Consider the following 18,051-nt stretch of genomic DNA (forward strand, 5'->3'; position numbering starts at 1 on the left):
TCATGGATTACTCAATGCTGGTAGTCGTGCTGATGGCGGTGCCGCTGGCGGCCTCGCTCCTCATGGCCGCGCTGCCGTCCAAAACCGTGCCGCGCGCCGTGTACGAGGCCGTGCACCTGGCCTCGCTCGCCGCGGTGCTGCTGCTGTCGCTCTACCTGGTGGCCCAGGTCATGACGTCTGGCACTCCCATCGACGCCATAGGCCTCTGGTTCCACCTCGACGCTCTGGGCAGCGTGTTCGTGGCGCTCATCGGCGTCATCGGGTTCCTCACCGGCTTCTACTCGCTCTCCTACATCCGAAACGACGTGAAGATCGGCCACATGAACCCCTCGCAGGTGAAGCAGTACTACGCGTTCTTCAACCTGTTTGTGTTCACCATGCTCGTGGTGGCCATGTCCAACAACATCATCATGATGTGGGTGGCCATCGAGGCCACCACGCTGTCCACCGTGTTCCTGGTGGGCGCCTACACCACGAAGCTGTGCATGGAGGCCGCGTGGAAGTACATCATCGTGTGCACGGCGGGCGTGGCGTTCGGCCTGTACGGCACCGTGGTGGTGTACGCCAACGCCGCCGACGTGATGGCCGACGCGCACCAGGCCGTGTTCTGGACGTCGCTTCTGCCCTACGCCTCGCAGTTCGACGTCATGCTCATGGAGATCGCGTTCGTGTTCGCCGCCATCGGCTTCGGCACGAAGGCGGGCCTGTTCCCCATGCACACCTGGCTGCCCGACGCGCACTCCGAGGCGCCGAGCCCGGTGTCGGGCCTGCTGTCCGGCGTGCTGCTGAAATGCGCCATGCTCATCATCATCCGGTTCTACATCCTGGCCGTCCAGGCGCTCGGCCCTGCGTTCCCGCAGACGGTCATGCTCATCCTGGGCATCTGCTCGGTGGGCATCGCGGCGCTCGCCGTGTTCTCGCAGGACGACCTCAAGCGCAAGCTGGCGTACCACTCCTGCGAGAACGTGGGCATCGTGGCGCTGTGCCTGGGCTTCGGCGGGCCGCTCGGCGTGGCCGCGGCGCTTCTGCACTGCGTGACCCACGGCATGACCAAGGCGCTTCTGTTCTGCGTGTCGGGCAACGTGCTCATGAAGTACGGCACGCGCGACCTGAACAAGATCAGCGGCATCCTGAAGGTGGCCCCGGTCACCGGCGTGGTCATGGCCATCGGCTTCTTCGCGCTGGCGGGCTTTCCGCCCTTCGCGATGTTCATCTCCGAGGTCCTGGCGTTCATCTCCGGCGTGGTGAGCGGCAACTTCGTCATCGTGGTGGTGTTCGCCATCGCGCTGACCATCGTGATCGCCGCCTGCGTGCACGTGGTGACGCAGGCCGTGATGGGCACGCCGCCCGAGGGCATGGAGAAGGGCGACGTGGGCTGGGTGGCCCTCGCGCCCGAGATCGCGCTCGTGGCCATGCTCCTGTGGTTCGGCGTGGCCCTGCCGCAGCCGGTGCTCAACGGCATCGAGTCGGCAACGGCCATCGTGCTGCAGGAGGACACCGACGTGCTGCATGAGGCGCCGCTGTTCAAGGATCTGTTCGCCATGACCGACCAGGCGCAGGACTCGCCGTCGGCGGGCGCGTCGGTTAAGGAGTGAGGCCCTCATGAAGAAGACGACTGAAAGCGCCCGCATCGGCGCCTCCCACGTCGAAGCGGTGCGCAAGCGCTTCCCCGGCGTGATGAAAGATGCCGCCTGGCAGGCGGAAGACCAGCTCACCATCACGGTGGCCACGGATTCGCTGCCCGACGTGATGGAGTTCCTCTACTGGCAGCGCGGCGGCTGGCTGCCCATGATGGTGGGCAACGACGAGCGCGCGATCAGCGGCGTCTACGCGCTGTACTACGTGCTGTCCATGGAGGAAGAGGACAAGTGCTACCTCACGGTGCGCGCCGAGGTGGATCCTGAAACGTGCTCGTTTCCCAGCGTGACGCCGCGCGTGCCCGCCTGCGTGTGGAGCGAGCGCGAGGTGCGCGACATGTTCGGCCTGGTGCCCGTGGGGCTGCCCGACGAGCGCCGCCTGGTGCTGCCCGACGACTGGCCCGACGGCCTCTACCCGCTGCGCAAGGACGCGATGGACTACCGCCGCCGTCCCGCGCCGGTGTCCGATGTGGAGAACTACTCGTTTCTGGCCGAGACGGACGGGCGCGAGACCACCGAGATACCCATGGGGCCCTTGCACATCACCTCCGACGAGCCGGGGCACTTCCGCCTGTTCGTGGAGGGCGAGGAGATCGTGGACGCCGACTACCGGCTGTTCTACGTGCACCGCGGCATGGAGAAGGTGGCCGAGGCGCGCCTGAACTACGACGCCGTCACGTTTCTGGCCGACCGCATCTGCGGCATCTGCGGATGCGCGCACTCGGTGGCCTACGCCGAGGCGGTGGAGAAGTCCCAGGGCATCGAGGTGCCGCTGCGCGCGCAGTACATCCGCGCCATCCTGCTCGAGGTCGAGCGCCTGCATTCGCACCTGCTCAACCTGGGGCTCGTGTGCCACTACTGCGGCTTCGACACGGGCTTCATGCACTTCTTCCGCGTGCGCGAGAAGTCCATGGACCTGGCCGAGCTGCTCACCGGCCACCGCAAGACCTACGGCCTGAACCTCATCGGCGGCGTGCGCCGCGACATCCTGGCCGAGCAGAAGACGGCCACCCTGCGCCTGGTAGGCGAGCTGCGCCAGGAGGTGGCCGCGCTCGTGGACGAGCTCATGTCCACGCCGAACTTCCTCGCCCGCACCGAGGGCGTGGGCATCCTCGACCCGAAGGTGGCCCGCGCGTTCAGCCCGGTGGGGCCCTGCGTGCGCGGCAGCGGCTTCGCCCGCGACGTGCGCTTCGACCATCCCTTCGACGGCTACAAGAGCCTCATGGGCTCGTTCAAGGCGGCCAGCCACGACGGCTGCGACGTGAAGAGCCGCACGCTCGTGCGTATCGACGAGTTCTTGGCCTCGCTCGACATGATCGAGAGCATGCTGGAGAACGCGCCGGCCGGCCCCATCCTCACCGAGCACTGGACGTACACGCCGCATAAGTTCGCCCTCGGCTTCACCGAGGCGCCGCGCGGCGAGGACACCCACTGGGCCATGACGGGCGACAACCAGAAGTGCTACCGCTGGCGCGCGAAGGCGGCCACGTACAGCAACTGGCCCATCCTGCGCTACATGTTCCGCGGCAACACCATCTCCGACGCCGCGCTCATCGTGGGCAGCATGGACCCGTGCTACTCGTGCACCGACCGCGTGACCGTGGTGGATGTGAACAAGCGCACGAGCACGGTGCTCACGAAGACGCAGCTGGAATCCTACTGCCGTCGCCGCACCCACTCTCCGCTGAAGGATTAGGGGGACGCCATGCTGAAGACGTTGCGCAACATACTGAAGACCGGCGACGCCACGGTGAAGTACCCGTTCGCGCCGCTGGAGACGACGCCGGACATGCGCGGCAAGCCCGAGCACGACCTGGAGCGCTGCATCGCCTGCGCCGCCTGCGCCGTGGCCTGCCCACCGAACGCCATCCAGATGGCGGCCGATGAAAAGGCCGGCACCATCACCTGGTCCATCGACTACGGCCGCTGCATCTTCTGCGGCCGCTGCGAGGAGGTGTGCCCGCTCGAGGCCATCCGCCTGGGAAGCGAGTTCGAGCTGGCGGTGATGTGCAAGGACGACCTTGTGGAGTCGTGCACCTACCAGCTGCAGACGTGCTCGGAATGCGGCCGCTACTTCGCGCCGCGCAAGGAAGTGGACTATGCGGTGAGGCTTCTGGGCGGCATGGAGTCGTCGCCGGAAGGCGAGGCGGCCGTGGAGCTGGCGGGCGTGTGCCCTGCCTGCAAGCGCCGCGCCGACGGTTTGGCCGCCAAGCGGGCGACCGACGCGCAAGGAGGACGATAATGGCTGAGATCGCAACGACGGCGACGGCGCCGGTCCGGGCGGGCGCGGGCAAGGGCATCGTGTTTCCCGAGAGCCTGCAGCATCGCCTGGACAAGAAGGAGCTCGACGACAAGATAGTCGCCGCGAAGGCCGCGCTCTTGAACGACATCAAGCGCTCGGTGTACATCTACCGCGTGGACTGCGGCGGCTGCAACGCGTGCGAGATCGAGATATTCGCCACCATCACGCCGGTGTTCGACGCCGAGCGCTTCGGCATCAAGAACATGGCGAGCCCGCGCCACGCCGATATCCTGGTGTACACGGGGGCGGTGACGCGCGCCATGCGCATGCCGGCCCTGCGCGCCTACGAGGCCGCCCCCGACCCGAAGCTCGTGGTGAGCTACGGCGCGTGCGGGTGCACGGGCGGCATCTTCCACGACAACTACTGCGTGTGGGGCGGCACCGACAAGCTCATGCCGGTGGACGTGTACATCCCGGGATGCCCGCCCTCGCCGGCGCAGACCATCTACGGGTTCGCCGTCGCGCTGGGGCTATTGGGCCAGAAGCTGCACGCCAAGGCGCTCGTGGAAGGGGAGGGCGAGCAGGCGCCGCTTCTGCACGCCGACATCCCCTACAAGCTGCGGGTGGAGCTGGAGCGCGAGGCGCGCCTCATGTCGGGGTACCGCTACGGGCGCGATCTGGTGGATAGGTTCATGGAGGCGCTCTCGCCCGAGGACGGCGGGGACGTGATGGCGTCGCTTGCCGCCCTGGTGGCCGCCGAGCAGGATCCCCGCAAGGCCGAGGTGTACGCCGACCTGAAGGACCTCGTGGCCGCCAAGGTCGTGGGGGTGCGGCCGTGAGCGCGGTGCCCGCAGCCGTCGACGCCGTGCGGGCCCAGGGAGAGGCGGTGTCGTTCTTCCGCCTGACGCGGAAGTTCGTGGACAGCGCCGCCTCGGTGCCCGAGGACGCGAGCGACGTTTTGTACTACACGCTGGCCGTGGGGCACCACACCGGCGTCATCGACTGCTTCGAGCGGGCGCTTGCCATGCCGCTTGCCACCTACGAGAAGCTCGTGGCGCTCATGGACGACGAGGAGGCGCGCTACAAGCTTGAAGGCGTATCGCGCTTCGGCGAGATAGAGATCGACAAGGCGCACGTGGGCGTGCTGCTGCCCGCGGCGCGCGCGGCCCTGGCCTCGCTCGACGTGTTCAACGAGCCCGGCAAGACCCGCATCGCGCTCTCGGCCGACGAGACGGCGGCGCTCATGGGGCTCGTGGATCTGCTGCTGAAGGTGCGCGACGAGCCGTCGGTGTACGTGATGGCGAGGCGGACCTCATGAGCGGCATCGTGTTCACGGTTGGCAGCGTGCTGCGCGGCGACGACGCTGCGGGGCCGATGCTGGCCAAGATGCTCGAGGACGACCCGGTGGAGGGCTGGGACGTGGTGGACGGCGGGCAGACGCCCGAGGACGACCTCGCGGTGATCCGCCGCGCCGCCCCCGAGCGCATCGTGCTGGTGGACGCGGCGCAGATGGGACTCTGGCCGGGGGCGGTGCGCCGGCTCGGCGTGGACGACGTGGCGCGGCAGTTCCTCATCACCACGCACTCGCTGCCCATCTCGTTTCTGCTGGGCGAGCTGCAGGGCATCTGCGACGACGTGACGTTTCTGGGCATCCAGCTGCGCTCGACCGAGTTCTTCGAGCCGCTGTCGCCCGAGGTGCGCGCCGCGCTCGACGACATAGCGGCCTGCCTGCGCGCGGGCGGGGACTTCTCGGGGTACGCGACCATGGACGGCTGACGGAGCCTTTGGCATAAAAGGGGAGACCCCTTTTATGCCAAAACGAGATGCTACGCGAATCAACGGTTTCAAACCCCGTTTTCGGCCGGGGCAGGCGGTAGCTTTGCGCCGAAACGGGGATCGAGGGGTTGGAAAACGGGCGTCCGGCACGAGCCGGGCGCCGCGAGAGAAAGGAGCCATCGCTATGGCACCGGAAGATCTGAAGGGGCTCAAGCCCGACGCGCTGTCACCGGCGGAGACCGAGTCGAAGGCCGAAGGGGTAGGCTGCACGAAGGCGTCCATGTCGGGCGGCAAGTGCTTCGTGTCGGCCATACTGGCCGGCGCGTTCATCGGGTTCGGCGCGACGTACTTCTGCCTGTTCCTCGGCGACACCACCATGCCGTTCGGCGCGCAGCGCCTGGTGGGCGGCCTGTGCTTCTGCCTGGGCCTGGCGCTTGTGCTGTGCTGCGGCGCGGAGCTCTTCACCGGCAACGCGCTCATGCTGTGCGCGAAGGCGTCGAAGAGGATAGGCTGGAGCGGCCTTTTGAAGAACTGGGCGGTCGTGTGGGTGGGCAACCTGGTGGGCTCGCTTCTGGCCGTGGGGCTCGTCTTCATGGCGAACACGCAGGGCATGGCGGGCGGCGCCGTGGGAGAGGTGTTCGTGAACGTGGCCGCCGGCAAGGTGGCGCTCGACGTGGTGCCCATGTTCTTCAAGGCCATCATGTGCAACATCCTCGTGTGCCTGGCGGTGTGGATCGGGTTCTCGGCCCGCACGGTCACCGACAAGGTCATCGGCATCCTGCTTCCCATCTCGGCCTTCGTGGCCATCGGCTTCGAGCACAGCGTGGCCAACATGTTCTTCCTGCCCATGGGCTTCCTGCTGAACTCGGTGGGCATCGGGGCGGCCGGCGCGGTGACGCTGGGCGGCATGGCGTTCAACCTGTGCATCGTGACGCTGGGCAATATCGTGGGCGGCGGCCTGGTGGGCCTGGCCTACTGGTTCATCTACCACAAGAAGGCGGAGAAGTAGGGAAGCGATGGACGCCTGCATGCGACAGGATCGCGACGAGAGGGATCCGGCGGCGCGCGCCGAGGCCTGGGAGGTGCCCGACGAGGCGGGCGCAGCCGGCATGCGCGAGGTGGAGGCCCTGCTGGTGACGGAGCAGGGCGCCGCCCGGCGCACCGAGGTGGTGGCCGTGGAGATGCGGGCGGACATCCTGCTGGACGGCGAGTACTGGGCCTCGGCGGCGCTCACGCCCTCCGACCTGGAGGACTACGCCTTAGGCGCGCTGTTCGGGGCCGGCGCCATCGCCCGCGCCGCCGATGTGGCCTCGGTGGATGTGCGTGCGGCGGAGGGGGCGGCCGTGCTCGACGTGCAGCTGGCCCCCGGCGTCGCGCACGCCGCGCCGCGGCGCTGCTGCGGGCTCGCCGCCCCGGCGGGCGCGGTGTTTCCGGGCTGCACGCTGGCCGGCGCCCTGCGGGAGGGCGGGGCGCCGGGGGCGGCTGCTCGCAAGCGGCGCGGGCTGCCGCTTGTGGAGCCCGAGGCCATCTGGCGCATGAGCCGCGCGCTTCTGCCCGTGCAGGGCATGCACCGCGCCACGGGCGCCACGCATGCGGCCGTGTTCGCCGGCTTGGACGGACGCGCGCTGCTCATGCGCGAGGACGTGGGGCGCCACAACGCGGTGGACAAGCTGGTGGGCGCGCTTCTGCGCGCGGGGATCGACCCGGCGGAGGGCTTCGCCTACCTGTCGAGCCGCTGCGCGCTCGAGCTGGTGGCGAAGCTCGCCCGCGCGGGCGTGCGGCTGGTGGCCACGGTGTCGGCGCCCACCACGGCGGTGCTCGACTTCGCCGAGCGGGAGGACGTCACCCTCTGCGCGTTCGCGCGCGAGGGCCGTTTCACCGTGTACGCGCATCCCGAGCGCATAGCGCGCTGAGCGAGAGGAGCGGCTTCATGAGCGGGAGGGCTGAGAGGGCCGAGGTCCAGCGGGCGGCGGCCCCGGAGGGTCGCTGACGCCGTGCGCGCCCGTGCGCGGATAGGCGCGGCGGCGCGCTGGACGGCCGCCGCCGCGTTCGTGGGCGTCGCCGTCGGCGCGCTCACGGTGGCGCTCGGCTGGGCGGTGGAGGCTTCCGTCGCGGCGTTCTTCGACGCGCAGGACGTGCTGAAATGGCTCCTGCCCCTCTCGGGTGCGGCGACGTTCGGGCTCTACCGCCTGCTTCGCCTCGACTTCTCACTCGGCACCGCCGACGTCATCGAGGCCGCCCGCGCCTCGCGGCCGGTGCCCCTCGCGCTGGCCCCCGGCATCTTCGCCGGCACCTGCCTCACGCTGCTGTGCGGGGGCTCGGTGGGCAAGGAAGCTGCGGCCCTGCAGCTGGGCGGCAGCGTGTCGTCGCACGTGGGACGCTTCTTCGGGCTGGGCTCCGAGGACTGCCGGCAGACGCTCGTCATGTGCGGCATGGCGGCGGCCTTGAGCGCCGTGCTGCTCGCGCCGCTGGCCGCCGCCGTGTTCGTGGCGGAGGTCATGCACCGCCGCCTTCCCCATGCGCGCTGCTTCCTGGCGCCGGCGGCCTCGGCGCTCGTCTCGTACGGCGTGGCGCGCCTCGCGGGCGCCCGTCTCGTGCCGCTCGACCTTCCGCCTGTGGACCTGGCCGGTGCCGACCTTCTGGCCACGGCGGCGCTCGGCGCCATGGCCGCCGTGTTCGCGGCCGCCTTCTGCATCGCGCTGCGCACGTCGCGCCGCCAGCTCGCGCGGTTGGGCGCGCCGCTGCTCGTGCTGGTGACGGGCGGGTCCCTCGTGTCGATGGTGCTCGGGTTCACCGACTGGTCGCCCTACGGCGGCACGGGCCTCGTCCAGATAGACGCGGCGCTCGCGGGCGAATCCCTGCCCGCCGAGGCGTTCCTCGCCAAAGGCGCGGTCACGCTGCTCGTGCTGGCGGCGGGGCTCAAGGGCGGCGAGATCATGCCGGTGCTGTGCATGGGGGCGTGCCTGGGATCGTCCTTCGCCGCCGCGGCGGGCCTCGACGGCGCGTGCATGGCGGCGCTCGGCATGGTGGGCCTGTTCTCCGCGTGCTCGAACTGCCCCGTCGCGTCGTTTATCCTGGGGATGGAGCTCTTCGGCACGGCCGGCGCGCCCGCCCTGCTCATCGTGTCGCTCGTGGGCTTCGCGCTGTCGTATCGCTGCGGGCTGTACCAGTCGGCGGTGATCGACTGGACGCCGGCCGGCATGCTGCGCCGGTGGCGCGAGCGCGCCGAGGGCGGTGAGCCGCGCGGATGAGGCGCGCTCCCCGGTCAACGTCTGCGTGCCAGAAGGGTTGAGCGGCGGCCGATCGGCTCGCGGCCGGAGGGCGGGCGGTGTACAATGGCGGTCAAGATGCCCGTCGCGCGCCGCAGCGTGCCGTGCGCGGCGGGCGCTCCCGCGAGGTTAGGAGCCGCCATGAGCATCGTCGCCGCATACGCCGTTCCGCATCCGCCGCTCATCGTGCCCGAGGTGGGGCGCGGCCAGGAGCGGGCCATCCAGGCCACGATCGACGCGTATCGCGAGGTCGCGCGCCGCATCGCCGCCCATGAGCCCGACACGATCGTGGTGTCCTCGCCCCATGCGCCCCTGTTCCGCGACTGCTTTCACCTATCCACCGGCGAGGCGGCGCACGGCGACATGGGCCGTTTCGGTGCGTGGGACGCGGCCGTGAACGTGGGCTACGACGAGGAGTTCGTGGCCGCGGTCGCGGCATGCGCGCGCAAGCACACGGTGCCCGTCTGCGGCAGCGGCATGGCCGACGCCGAGCTCGACCACGCGACGTTCGTGCCGCTCCACTTCATCGGCGAGGCGTGCCAGGGCTTCCGCCTCGTGCGCACGGGGCTCTCGGCGCTCTCGCCCGAGACGCATCGCGCGCTCGGCCGCTGCATCGCGGAGGCGGCGCGCGACCTGGGCCGGCGCTGCGTGTTCGTGGCGAGCGGCGATCTGTCCCACAAGCTTGCCGCCGACGGGCCCTACGGCTTCGCGCCCGAGGGCCCCGTGTTCGACCGCGAGGTGACCGCGCTCTTCGATTCAGGCGACCTGGAGGGGCTCTTCGCCATCGACGCGGCGTTCGCCGACGCGGCGGCCGAATGCGGGCTGCGCTCGTTCCAGATCATGGCCGGGGCGCTCGAGGGTCTGCCGACCACCCACGAACTCCTGAGCTACGAGGGCCCCTTCGGCGTGGGCTACGCCGTGGCCGCGTTCGAGGTGGAGGGCCCGCAGGGCGATGGCGCGGTGAATTCCGCCGTGGATGCCGAGGCCGATGCGCGCGCGGCGGCCGACGCTGCGGCGGACGAAGGCGCGGTCGACCCCTACGTGGCGCTCGCGCGGGCGAGCGTGGAGGGCTTCGTGCGCACGGGCCGCCCCATCGACCGCCCCGCCGGCCTGCCGCCCGAGCTGATGGACGAGCGGGCGGGCGTGTTCGTGTCGCTGCACGAGGGCGGTGACCTGCGGGGCTGCATCGGCACCATCGCGCCGGTCACCGGGTGCGTCGCCGACGAGATCATCCGCAACGGCGTGGCGGCCGCAAGCGAGGACCCGCGCTTCCCGCCGGTGCGCGAGCGCGAGCTGGACGCGCTGTCGTACTCGGTGGACGTGCTGAGGCCCCCGATGCCCGTCGGCTCGCCCGAGGAGCTCGACCCCGCGCGCTTCGGCGTGATCGTGACGAAGGGCTGGCGGCGCGGCCTTCTGCTGCCGAACCTGGAGGGCGTGGACGACGTGGCCGACCAGCTGGCCATCGCCAAGCGCAAGGCGGGCATCGACCCTGCGGACGACGACGTGGAGCTCGAGCGCTTCGAGGTGGTGCGCCACGCTCGGGGAGGGGAGGCCTGCCGTGGGTGAGTTGCGCGCCGTGTGCGGCGCCTGCCCCCATGCCTGCTCGCTCGCCGACGGGCAGCGGGGCCTCTGCCGCGCCCGCGTCGCTCGCGGCGGACGCGTGGTGGACGAGAACTACGGCCGGGTGACCGCGCTCGCGCTCGACCCGGTGGAGAAGAAGCCGCTCGCCCGGTGGCGCAGCGGCTCGAACGTGCTCTCGGTGGGAAGCTACGGCTGCAACCTGCGCTGCCCGTTCTGTCAGAACGCCGACATCGCCTGCGCCGGGCCCGACGACGTGCGCTGGCGCGAGGCGTCGCCTGAGGCGCTGGTGGACCTCGCGCTCAAGACGGGCCCGGACAACGTCGGCATCGCCTTCACGTACAACGAGCCGCTCGTGGGCTGGGAGTACGTGCGCGACGCGGGGCGGCTCGCGCACGAGGCGGGGCTCGCGAACGTGCTCGTGAGCAACGGCATGGTGAACGAGGGCCCGCTTGCGGAGGTGGCGCCCCTCGTCGACGCGGCGAACATCGACCTCAAGGGGTTCGACCAGGGCTTCTACGATGTGGTGGACGGCGACTTCGCGGCCGTCAAGCGCGCGATCGAGACGCTGGCGGCCCTGCCGAGCTGCCACCTCGAGGTGACGACGCTCGTGATCCCCGGACTCAACGACGACGCGGAGACGATCGACGCGGCCGCCGCCTGGCTCGCCTCGCTCGACCCGTCCATTCCGTACCACCTCACGCGCTTCTTCCCGTGCCACCGCATGGCCGACCGCCCGCCCACGCCCGTGGAGACGCTTCGCAAGCTCGCGGCCGTCGCCCGCCGCCACCTCGACGACGTCCTGCTAGGCAACTGCTGAGCGATCCGAGCCCCCTACTTGTCATCCTGCTAGTTAATGACGCAGGTTGATGACGCAGGACGGGGATAGCGTCATCATCGCAAGGCTTCTTCGCGTTTTCAGCCTCCTCGAGTCACGGTTTTGGCCGCTCTGAAGCCCGCGCGAGCTCGGTTCAGGCTGCATGTTATCTCCGACCTGGGCGAACGCTTCCAGATGCTTCGCCATGCCGCCGGGAGAGGCCCTTCGATCAACGGGAAACGCTTCAGAGCGGCCAAAACCGTGACTTGGAGGGGTGTTTCAGGAGATGGTCGGGATCGGGCGGATTCCCCGCACGGGGAGGGTGCCGGGCACGGGCCCCTCCTTGCACCTTCCTTCCGCGCGTCCTTTGTGAAAAAATGCATGGAATCGCTGGATTATGCGGTATCATATTCAAGCGCTGATTCGGCGTATCGATTATGCGGAGATGGATGGGTCCTGGTGGGCCCCGCGGCCTTCAAAGCCGTTGTGAGGCGCGCAGAACGTCTCGGGTGCGTTCGATTCGCACGCATCTCCGCCAATTTCCCTCTTCACCCTTTGTCATCCTGAGCGTAGGCGACGAAGTCGCCGGAGTCGAAGGATCCCGTTTGGCGACAGCTGGAAGCCTCACGGCTGGCGCCGTAGGGGATCCTTCGACTCGCTTCGCTCGCTCAGGATGACAAGAAGGGCGCTTCGCTCGCTCAGGATGACAGGGGGGGCGCTTCGCTCGGGCGAGGGTCACTTCTTGTTGAGGACGCGCACGTCGCCGTCGCGGCGGGTGAGGCCGCGGGCGTCGAAGTGCTCGAGCAGGGGGATGGCGTACTTGCGGCTCGTGCCCATGGCGTCCTTGAGCTCGGCGGCGGTTGCGGGGCCCTCGGCCAGGCGTGACCGCGCGGCGTCCTCGAGGGCGTCGTAGGCGGCCGCGTCGAAGTAGAACTCGCCGCCCACGCGCCGGGCGCGGCCCTGCTTCTCCAGCATGCCGAGGGCGCGATGCGCCATCTGCGCGTCGAGGCCCGACTCCTTGACCAGATCGGCCGTGGTCGGTGGCGCGCCGGCGGCGGCCGCGAGCTTCGCGTGCAGGGCCTCGGCGGCCTCCTCCTCGCGCTTCTTCGCGCCCGCGCCGGCCTTGGGGTGGCTCGCCTCGCCGCCCGACACTACGGCCGATCCGCGCGCCGCCGCCTCGGCCAGGAGGTCGTCGAAGCAGTCGGCGCCCGCGCGCGGCAGACAGCGCCGACGCAGCGCGTCCTTGGCGATGCCGGTGAGCGAGGGGTTCTCCATATGGAACTTCAGAAGCGCGTTCTCGATGGCTGCGCAGTGCCGCTGCAGCTGGGCCTTCGCCGCGAAGCGCCCGCCCGTGCCGAGGCGCACGGCCGCGCCCGACGCCGCGAGCGCCTCGAGCTCGCGCAGCGCCGACTCCTCGTCGAGGCCCGACGACGCGGCCAGTTCCGCCGCCGTCACCGGGTAGGGCTCGAGCGCGAAGGCCGCGCGCGCAACGGCCGCCTCGTCGTGGGCCTTGAGCGCGTCGAGCAGCGCGAGCGCCTCGGGCGGGAGCGCCGTCGTGCGCCGAGGCCGCGTGCGCAGCACCTCGCCGCCGCCGATCACGTGGACGGGGGAGTACGAGCGCACGACGAACCGGTCGCGCCAGGCGGCGGGCAGGGGCTCGTCGAGGCGGATCTGCGCGTAGGCGCGCTCGCCGGGGGCAAGCGACTCGCGGCCGCCCATGAGCAGCACGCGGCCGCACACCTCGCGCGTGCCGTGCGCCACGTGCACGCGCGCGCCGCTCTCGAGGGGCTTCGGCTTGCCGGGCAGGCCCAGGTAGGAGAGCGTCGCGTCGAAGCGGTCGGTGGCGAGGGCGGCTCCGGGCGCGGCGAGGAAGTCGCCGAGGCGCACCTCGTCCACGGACACCGCGTTCAGGTTGAGGGCCACGCGGTGCCCGGCCTCGGCGCGCTCGACGGGCTCGCCGTGCACCTGCACGCCGCGGATGCGGGTGCGCAGGCCCCGGGGCAGCACCTCCGCCTCGTCGCCCGCCTGCGCCGAGCCGCTCCACAGCGTGCCGGTGACCACCGTGCCCGCGCCCTTGATGGTGAACACGCGGTCCACGGGAAGGCGCAAGCGCTCGCCGGCCTTGCCGCGGCTCGCAGTGCGCGCCGCACGTCCGAGCTCGGCCTTGAGCTCGTCGAGCCCCTCGCCCGTGCGCGCCGACACGGCCACGATGGGCGCGCCAGCGAAGGGCGTCCCGGCCAGGCGCGCGCGCACCTCGTCGGCCATGAACGCGGCCCATTCCCCGTCCACGAGGTCGCTCTTCGTGAGCGCCACCACCAAGCGCTCGATGCCCAGAAGCTCGAGCACGGCCAGGTGCTCCTCGGTCTGCGGCATGACGCCGTCGTCGGCGGCCACGCACAGGAGCGCCAGGTCGATGCCCGTGGCGCCCGCTATCATCTGGCGCACGAAGCGCTCGTGTCCCGGCACGTCCACCACGCCCATGCCCGTGCCGTCCGGCAGCTCGAGCTGCGCGAACCCCAGCTCGATGGTGATGCCTCGGCGCTTCTCCTCGGCAAGGCGGTCGGGGTCCACCCCGGTGAGCGCCCGCACGAGCGAGGACTTGCCGTGGTCGATGTGGCCCGCCGTGCCCAGCACGACGCTGCGTCCGCCGCCGTCCGCCGCCGTCATGCCCGTGCCTCCTCGAAGTATTCCGCAAGCCCTGCGGCGATCTCGGCCATCTCGTCTCCGTCGAGCACCGTGCGCGCGTCCAGCAGCAGGGCCTCCTTCTTGATGCGGCCCACCACGGGCATGGCGCGCCCGCTCACGAGGTGCCGCTCGCAGGAAAGCGCGTCGCCGCAGGCGAACTCCACGCGCACGGCGAAGGTGGGGATGTCGCACATGGGAAGGGCCCCGCCGCCCGCCCGCGCGATCTCGTCCACCACCGAAAGGCGCGCGCACCCCTCGGGCAGCGCGGCCGCGACGGTCTCCAGCAGCCGCTCGGCACGGGCGCGCACCGCCTCGGCGGGCTCGGAGAGCATGCGCAGCGCAGGGATCTCCGCAAGCGCGCGCTCGGGCTCGAGGTACAGGCGCAGCGTCGCTTCGAGCGCGGCGAGCGTCATCTTGTCCAGGCGCAGCGCGCGGGCGAGCGGGTTCTTCTTCAAGCGGCCCACCAGCTCGCGCGATCCCGCGACGATGCCCGCCTGCGGCCCGCCGAGCAGCTTGTCGCCCGAGAACGACACGAGGTCGCAGCCCGCGCGCAGCGACTCGGCCACGGCCGGCTCGGCGTAGGCGCCGAAGCAGTCGAGCCGCAGGAACGCGCCCGACCCCTGGTCCTCGTACACCAGCACGCCGCCGCGCTCCCCGCGCCGCGCGCCGCGCCGCGCGTTCTCCTCGTCGGCGAGGCGGCGCAGCTCGGCCACGCCCACGCTCTCCACGAAGCCCACCATGCGGTAGTTCGACGGGTGCACCTTCAACAGCATCGCCGTGTCGGGCGAGAGCGCGCGCTCGTAGTCGGCGAGGTGGGTCTTGTTCGTCGTGCCCGCCTCTACCATGGCGGCGCCCGAGAGGGCCATGATGTCTGGGACGCGGAACGACCCGCCGATCTCCACCAGCTCGCCGCGCGAGACCACGGCCTCGTGCCCGGATGCGAACTCCGTGAGCACCATCATGACCGCCGCGGCGTTGTTGTTCACGGCGATGGCGGCCTCCGCGCCGGTGAGCGCGCAGATGAGGTGCTCGACATGGTCGTGGCGGCTGCCGCGCGCCATGGCCCGGGTGTCGTATTCCAGCGTGGAATAGCCGCGCGCCACGTCGACGACCGCGTCCACGGCCTCCTGCGCCAGCGGGCTGCGGCCGAGGTTCGTGTGCACGATGACGCCCGTGGCGTTCACCACGCGGCGCAGCGACGGCTTCAGGCACAGGAGCGCGCGCAGGCAGGCGTCCTCGGCCACGGCGCGGGGGTCCACGGCCGTGCACGTGCCCGCGAGGACGGCCCGGCGCGTCTCGTCCACGGCCGCCCGCACGCAGTCGGCCAGCATGGCGCGCGGTACGAGGGCCTCGAGCGCGCGCAGCTCCGGCTCATGGAGCGTCTCCTCCACCTGGGGGAGCGATCGGAGCAGGTCGGTCGGGGGAGTGATCGCCATGGGGCGGGCCTTTCTTCGCAAGGGGCAGGGCGGCGCCGCCGGGGCGCCTTGCAAGATTATAGTGCAAAATCGCGCGAATCCGGCGGCGGTGCGCCCGCTTGCACGCGCCGTTGTGGCATACTGTCGCAACGGCGCGCAAGGCCGCGCGGCTTCGACGGAGCGGGAAGGCGGAAGGGGCGGACGGAATGAGGATCCTCAACGTCACGGCGCAGAAGCCGGACAGCACGGGAAGCGGCGTGTACCTGGCCCAGCTCGTGCGCTGCCAGGTGGAGGCGGGCCACGAGGCGGCCGTCGTGTGCGGCGTCGCGGCCGGCGACGAGGCGGCGCTGCCCGCGGGCGTTCCCGTGCGCCCCGTGCGCTTCGAGACGGACGCGCTGCCCTTCCCCGTGTGCGGCATGTCCGACGAGATGCCCTACCGCTCAACTCGCTACCGCGATCTGACGCCTGGGATGGCCGAGCGCTTCGAGCGCGCGTTCGCGGCCGCCCTGGCGGAGATGGACGAGGCGTTCCGGCCCGACGTGGTGATCTGCCACCACCTGTATCTGCTCACGGCCATCGCCCGCGAGCTTCTGCCGCACCGCCCGATGGGGGCCGTGTGCCATTCCACCGACCTGCGCCAGATGGCGACGCATGGGCTGGCGCGCGAGCGCATCGTGGCCGACGTGAGGGGGCTCGACGTCGTGCTTGCGCTGCACGAGGAGCAGAAGCGCCAGATCGAGCGGGTCTACGGGGTCGATCCCGGGCGCGTGCAGGTGGTGGGCACCGGCTACGACGCCGCGACGTTCTCGCGGGAGGGGCGCGCCCTCGGCGCGGGGCCGCTCGCCGAGGGACGGCCCGCCGAACTCGTGTACGTGGGAAAGATCGCGCGCAAGAAGGGCCTGCTCAGCCTGCTGGAGGCGTTCGATGCGATGGATGCGCCCGCCGGCGCGCGGCTGCGCCTCGTGGGCGGGGCGGGCGATGCGGCCGAGCACGCGCTCATCTGCGAGCGGGCGCGCGCGTGCCGCCGCCCGGCGGAGCTCCTCGGCCGCAAGGCGCCGGCGGAGGTCGCGCGCATCTGCCGCGGCTCCGACGTGTTCGTGCTGCCGTCGTTCTACGAGGGGCTGCCGCTCGTGACGGTGGAGGCGCTCGCGTGCGGGTGCTCCGTGGTCATGACCGACCTGCCGGGCGTGCGGCCGTGGCTCGACGAGCGCATCCCCGGCGCGCCCGTCTCCTACGTGGAGCCGCCGCGCATGGAAGGCATCGACGAGCCGGCTGCGGACGACCTGCCCGCCTTCGAGCGGCGCCTGGCCCGCGCGCTCGAGGACGCCGTCGCGCGTCCGCCGCGCTTCTGCGACACCGAGGGCGCGTGCTGGGAGCGCTTGTCCGAGCGCATCCTCTCGCATATGGAGCGCGCGGCCGCGGCCCGGGAGTGCTAAAGTGGACGGGTCGGTGCAAGATGGGAAGAGGGAAGGCGAGCGGGGCATGATCTATTTGGACAACGCGGCGACGACGCTCATGAAGCCGCCCGAGGTGGCCGAGGCGGTGGCGCGCGCCATCGGCTCGTTCGGCGGCGTGGGGCGCGGCGTGCACGAGGCGTCCATCGCGGCGGGCATGGCGGTGTTCGACGCGCGGGAGCGCACGGCGCGGCTGCTCGGCGCGCCCTCGGCGGCGCGCGTCGCCTTCGCGGCCAACGCGACGGAGGCTCTCAACATCGCCATCGAGGGGCTGCTGCCCGACGGCGGGCGGGCCGTGACCACGGCGGCCTCGCACAACTCGGTGCTGCGGCCGCTGTTCCGCGCCCGCGACGAGCGCGGCTGCTCGGTGGAGGTGGCGCCGCATGGCGCGGACGGGTCGCTCGACTTCGCGGCTTTGGAGCGGCTGCTCGCGGGCGGGGCCGACCTCGTGGCCGTCGCGCACGCGTCCAACCTCACGGGCGACGTGTACGATGCGGCGCTCCTGGCGCGCATGGCGCACGAGGCGGGCGCGCTCATCGTGCTGGACGCGGCCCAGACGGCGGGCGCGCTGCCGGTGGACATGGGCGCGCTCGGCGCGGATGTCGTGTGCTTCACCGGCCACAAGAGCCTGTTCGGGCCGCAGGGCACGGGCGGCCTCGCCGTGGCGGAAGGCGTGGAGGTGTCGCCGCTTCTGGAGGGCGGCTCGGGCACGCACAGCTTCGACGAGCGCCACCCGCGCTTCATGCCCGAGGCCCTGGAGGCGGGCACGCTTAACGCGCACGGCCTGGCGGGCCTCGCGGCGGGCATTGCCTATCTGGAGGGCGTCGGCGTGGACGAGGTCGCGCGCCAGGCGGCGGCCCTCGTCGAGCGCTTCGAGGCGGGGGCGCTCGCCGTCCCCGGCGTGCGCGTGCTCGGCGGGCACGGCGGTATCGCGCGCTGCGGCATCGTCGCGCTCAACGTGGGCGGGGCCGACTCGGCGCTCGTGGCCGATCGGCTGGTGCAGGATTTCGGCATCTGCGTGCGCGCGGGCGCCCACTGCGCGCCGCTCATGCACCGCGCGCTCGGCACCGAGGGGCAGGGAGCCGTGCGCTTCAGCTTCTCGCACTTCAACACTGAGTACGAGGTGGACCAGGCCCTCGAGGCGCTCGAGGCCGTCGCCCGCGACCTGGCATGACGAC

General features: G+C 71.3%; 15 protein-coding genes and 1 tRNA gene. 14 read left to right on the forward strand and 2 right to left on the reverse strand.

Going from position 1 to position 18,051, the window contains the following annotated elements; all coding sequences use genetic code 11:
- Positions 1 to 2 precede the first annotated feature (2 nt).
- The 12 genes from FX134_RS01870 to FX134_RS01925 all read left to right on the forward strand — a co-directional run bounded on the left by FX134_RS01870 (position 3) and on the right by FX134_RS01925 (position 11,857).
- The gene (locus FX134_RS01870) at positions 3 to 1,595 is read left to right on the forward strand and encodes a hydrogenase 4 subunit F (protein ID WP_080797278.1); all 1,593 of its coding nucleotides are present in this window, start codon (positions 3 to 5) and stop codon (positions 1,593 to 1,595) included.
- Positions 1,596 to 1,602: 7 nt separating this feature from the next.
- Positions 1,603 to 3,333: a hydrogenase large subunit gene (locus FX134_RS01875; RefSeq protein ID WP_080797279.1), complete on the forward strand. Its 1,731-nt coding sequence runs from the start codon at positions 1,603 to 1,605 to the stop codon at positions 3,331 to 3,333.
- 9 nt (positions 3,334 to 3,342) lie between these two features.
- Positions 3,343 to 3,879 (forward strand): formate hydrogenlyase complex iron-sulfur subunit, encoded by a 537-nt coding sequence (locus FX134_RS01880; RefSeq protein WP_080797280.1) that lies wholly within the window; start codon positions 3,343 to 3,345, stop codon positions 3,877 to 3,879.
- Positions 3,879 to 4,718 (forward strand): NADH-quinone oxidoreductase subunit B family protein, encoded by an 840-nt coding sequence (locus FX134_RS01885; protein ID WP_080797281.1) that lies wholly within the window; start codon positions 3,879 to 3,881, stop codon positions 4,716 to 4,718. The genes FX134_RS01880 and FX134_RS01885 overlap by 1 nt, the downstream gene beginning before the upstream one ends.
- Complete coding sequence (hycH, locus tag FX134_RS01890) at positions 4,715 to 5,197, forward strand: formate hydrogenlyase maturation protein HycH (protein ID WP_197735958.1); 483 nt, start codon at positions 4,715 to 4,717, stop codon at positions 5,195 to 5,197. The genes FX134_RS01885 and hycH overlap by 4 nt, the downstream gene beginning before the upstream one ends.
- The gene (locus FX134_RS01895) at positions 5,194 to 5,655 is read left to right on the forward strand and encodes a hydrogenase 3 maturation endopeptidase HyCI (protein ID WP_080797282.1); all 462 of its coding nucleotides are present in this window, start codon (positions 5,194 to 5,196) and stop codon (positions 5,653 to 5,655) included. Before hycH ends, FX134_RS01895 begins: the two co-directional genes overlap by 4 nt.
- A gap of 184 nt (positions 5,656 to 5,839) precedes the next feature.
- Positions 5,840 to 6,664: a formate/nitrite transporter family protein gene (locus tag FX134_RS01900; protein WP_080797283.1), complete on the forward strand. Its 825-nt coding sequence runs from the start codon at positions 5,840 to 5,842 to the stop codon at positions 6,662 to 6,664.
- A 19-nt stretch (positions 6,665 to 6,683) separates the two neighbouring features.
- Positions 6,684 to 7,568, forward strand: a complete 885-nt coding sequence (locus tag FX134_RS01905; protein ID WP_172623337.1) for a formate dehydrogenase accessory sulfurtransferase FdhD — start codon at positions 6,684 to 6,686, stop codon at positions 7,566 to 7,568.
- An 81-nt stretch (positions 7,569 to 7,649) separates the two neighbouring features.
- A complete protein-coding gene (locus FX134_RS01910) occupies positions 7,650 to 8,906 on the forward strand; it encodes a chloride channel protein (RefSeq protein ID WP_172623338.1) in 1,257 nt (418 codons plus the stop codon).
- A gap of 159 nt (positions 8,907 to 9,065) precedes the next feature.
- Positions 9,066 to 10,490 (forward strand): AmmeMemoRadiSam system protein A, encoded by a 1,425-nt coding sequence (gene amrA / locus FX134_RS01915; protein WP_080803645.1) that lies wholly within the window; start codon positions 9,066 to 9,068, stop codon positions 10,488 to 10,490.
- The gene (amrS, locus tag FX134_RS01920) at positions 10,483 to 11,322 is read left to right on the forward strand and encodes an AmmeMemoRadiSam system radical SAM enzyme (protein WP_080797286.1); all 840 of its coding nucleotides are present in this window, start codon (positions 10,483 to 10,485) and stop codon (positions 11,320 to 11,322) included. The genes amrA and amrS overlap by 8 nt, the downstream gene beginning before the upstream one ends.
- A gap of 438 nt (positions 11,323 to 11,760) precedes the next feature.
- A tRNA-Sec gene (locus FX134_RS01925) sits at positions 11,761 to 11,857 on the forward strand.
- Positions 11,858 to 12,054: 197 nt separating this feature from the next.
- Here the strand turns inward: FX134_RS01925 and selB are convergent.
- A complete protein-coding gene (gene selB / locus FX134_RS01930) occupies positions 12,055 to 13,986 on the reverse strand; it encodes a selenocysteine-specific translation elongation factor (RefSeq protein WP_080797287.1) in 1,932 nt (643 codons plus the stop codon).
- The gene (gene selA, locus FX134_RS01935) at positions 13,983 to 15,440 is read right to left on the reverse strand and encodes an L-seryl-tRNA(Sec) selenium transferase (RefSeq protein WP_080797288.1); all 1,458 of its coding nucleotides are present in this window, start codon (positions 15,438 to 15,440) and stop codon (positions 13,983 to 13,985) included. Before selA ends, selB begins: the two co-directional genes overlap by 4 nt.
- Positions 15,441 to 15,625: 185 nt before the next feature.
- Here selA and FX134_RS01940 point away from each other — a divergent pair, with 185 nt between their 5' ends.
- Both FX134_RS01940 and FX134_RS01945 read left to right on the forward strand, forming a co-directional pair.
- Entirely contained in the window at positions 15,626 to 16,855 is a 1,230-nt protein-coding gene (locus FX134_RS01940) for a glycosyltransferase family 4 protein (protein WP_080797289.1), read from the forward strand.
- 46 nt (positions 16,856 to 16,901) lie between these two features.
- Positions 16,902 to 18,047: an aminotransferase class V-fold PLP-dependent enzyme gene (locus FX134_RS01945; RefSeq protein ID WP_080797290.1), complete on the forward strand. Its 1,146-nt coding sequence runs from the start codon at positions 16,902 to 16,904 to the stop codon at positions 18,045 to 18,047.
- The last annotated feature ends 4 nt before the right edge of the window (positions 18,048 to 18,051 follow it).

The organism is Arabiibacter massiliensis (assembly GCF_902386925.1).
GTDB classification, from domain to species: domain Bacteria; phylum Actinomycetota; class Coriobacteriia; order Coriobacteriales; family Eggerthellaceae; genus Arabiibacter; species Arabiibacter massiliensis.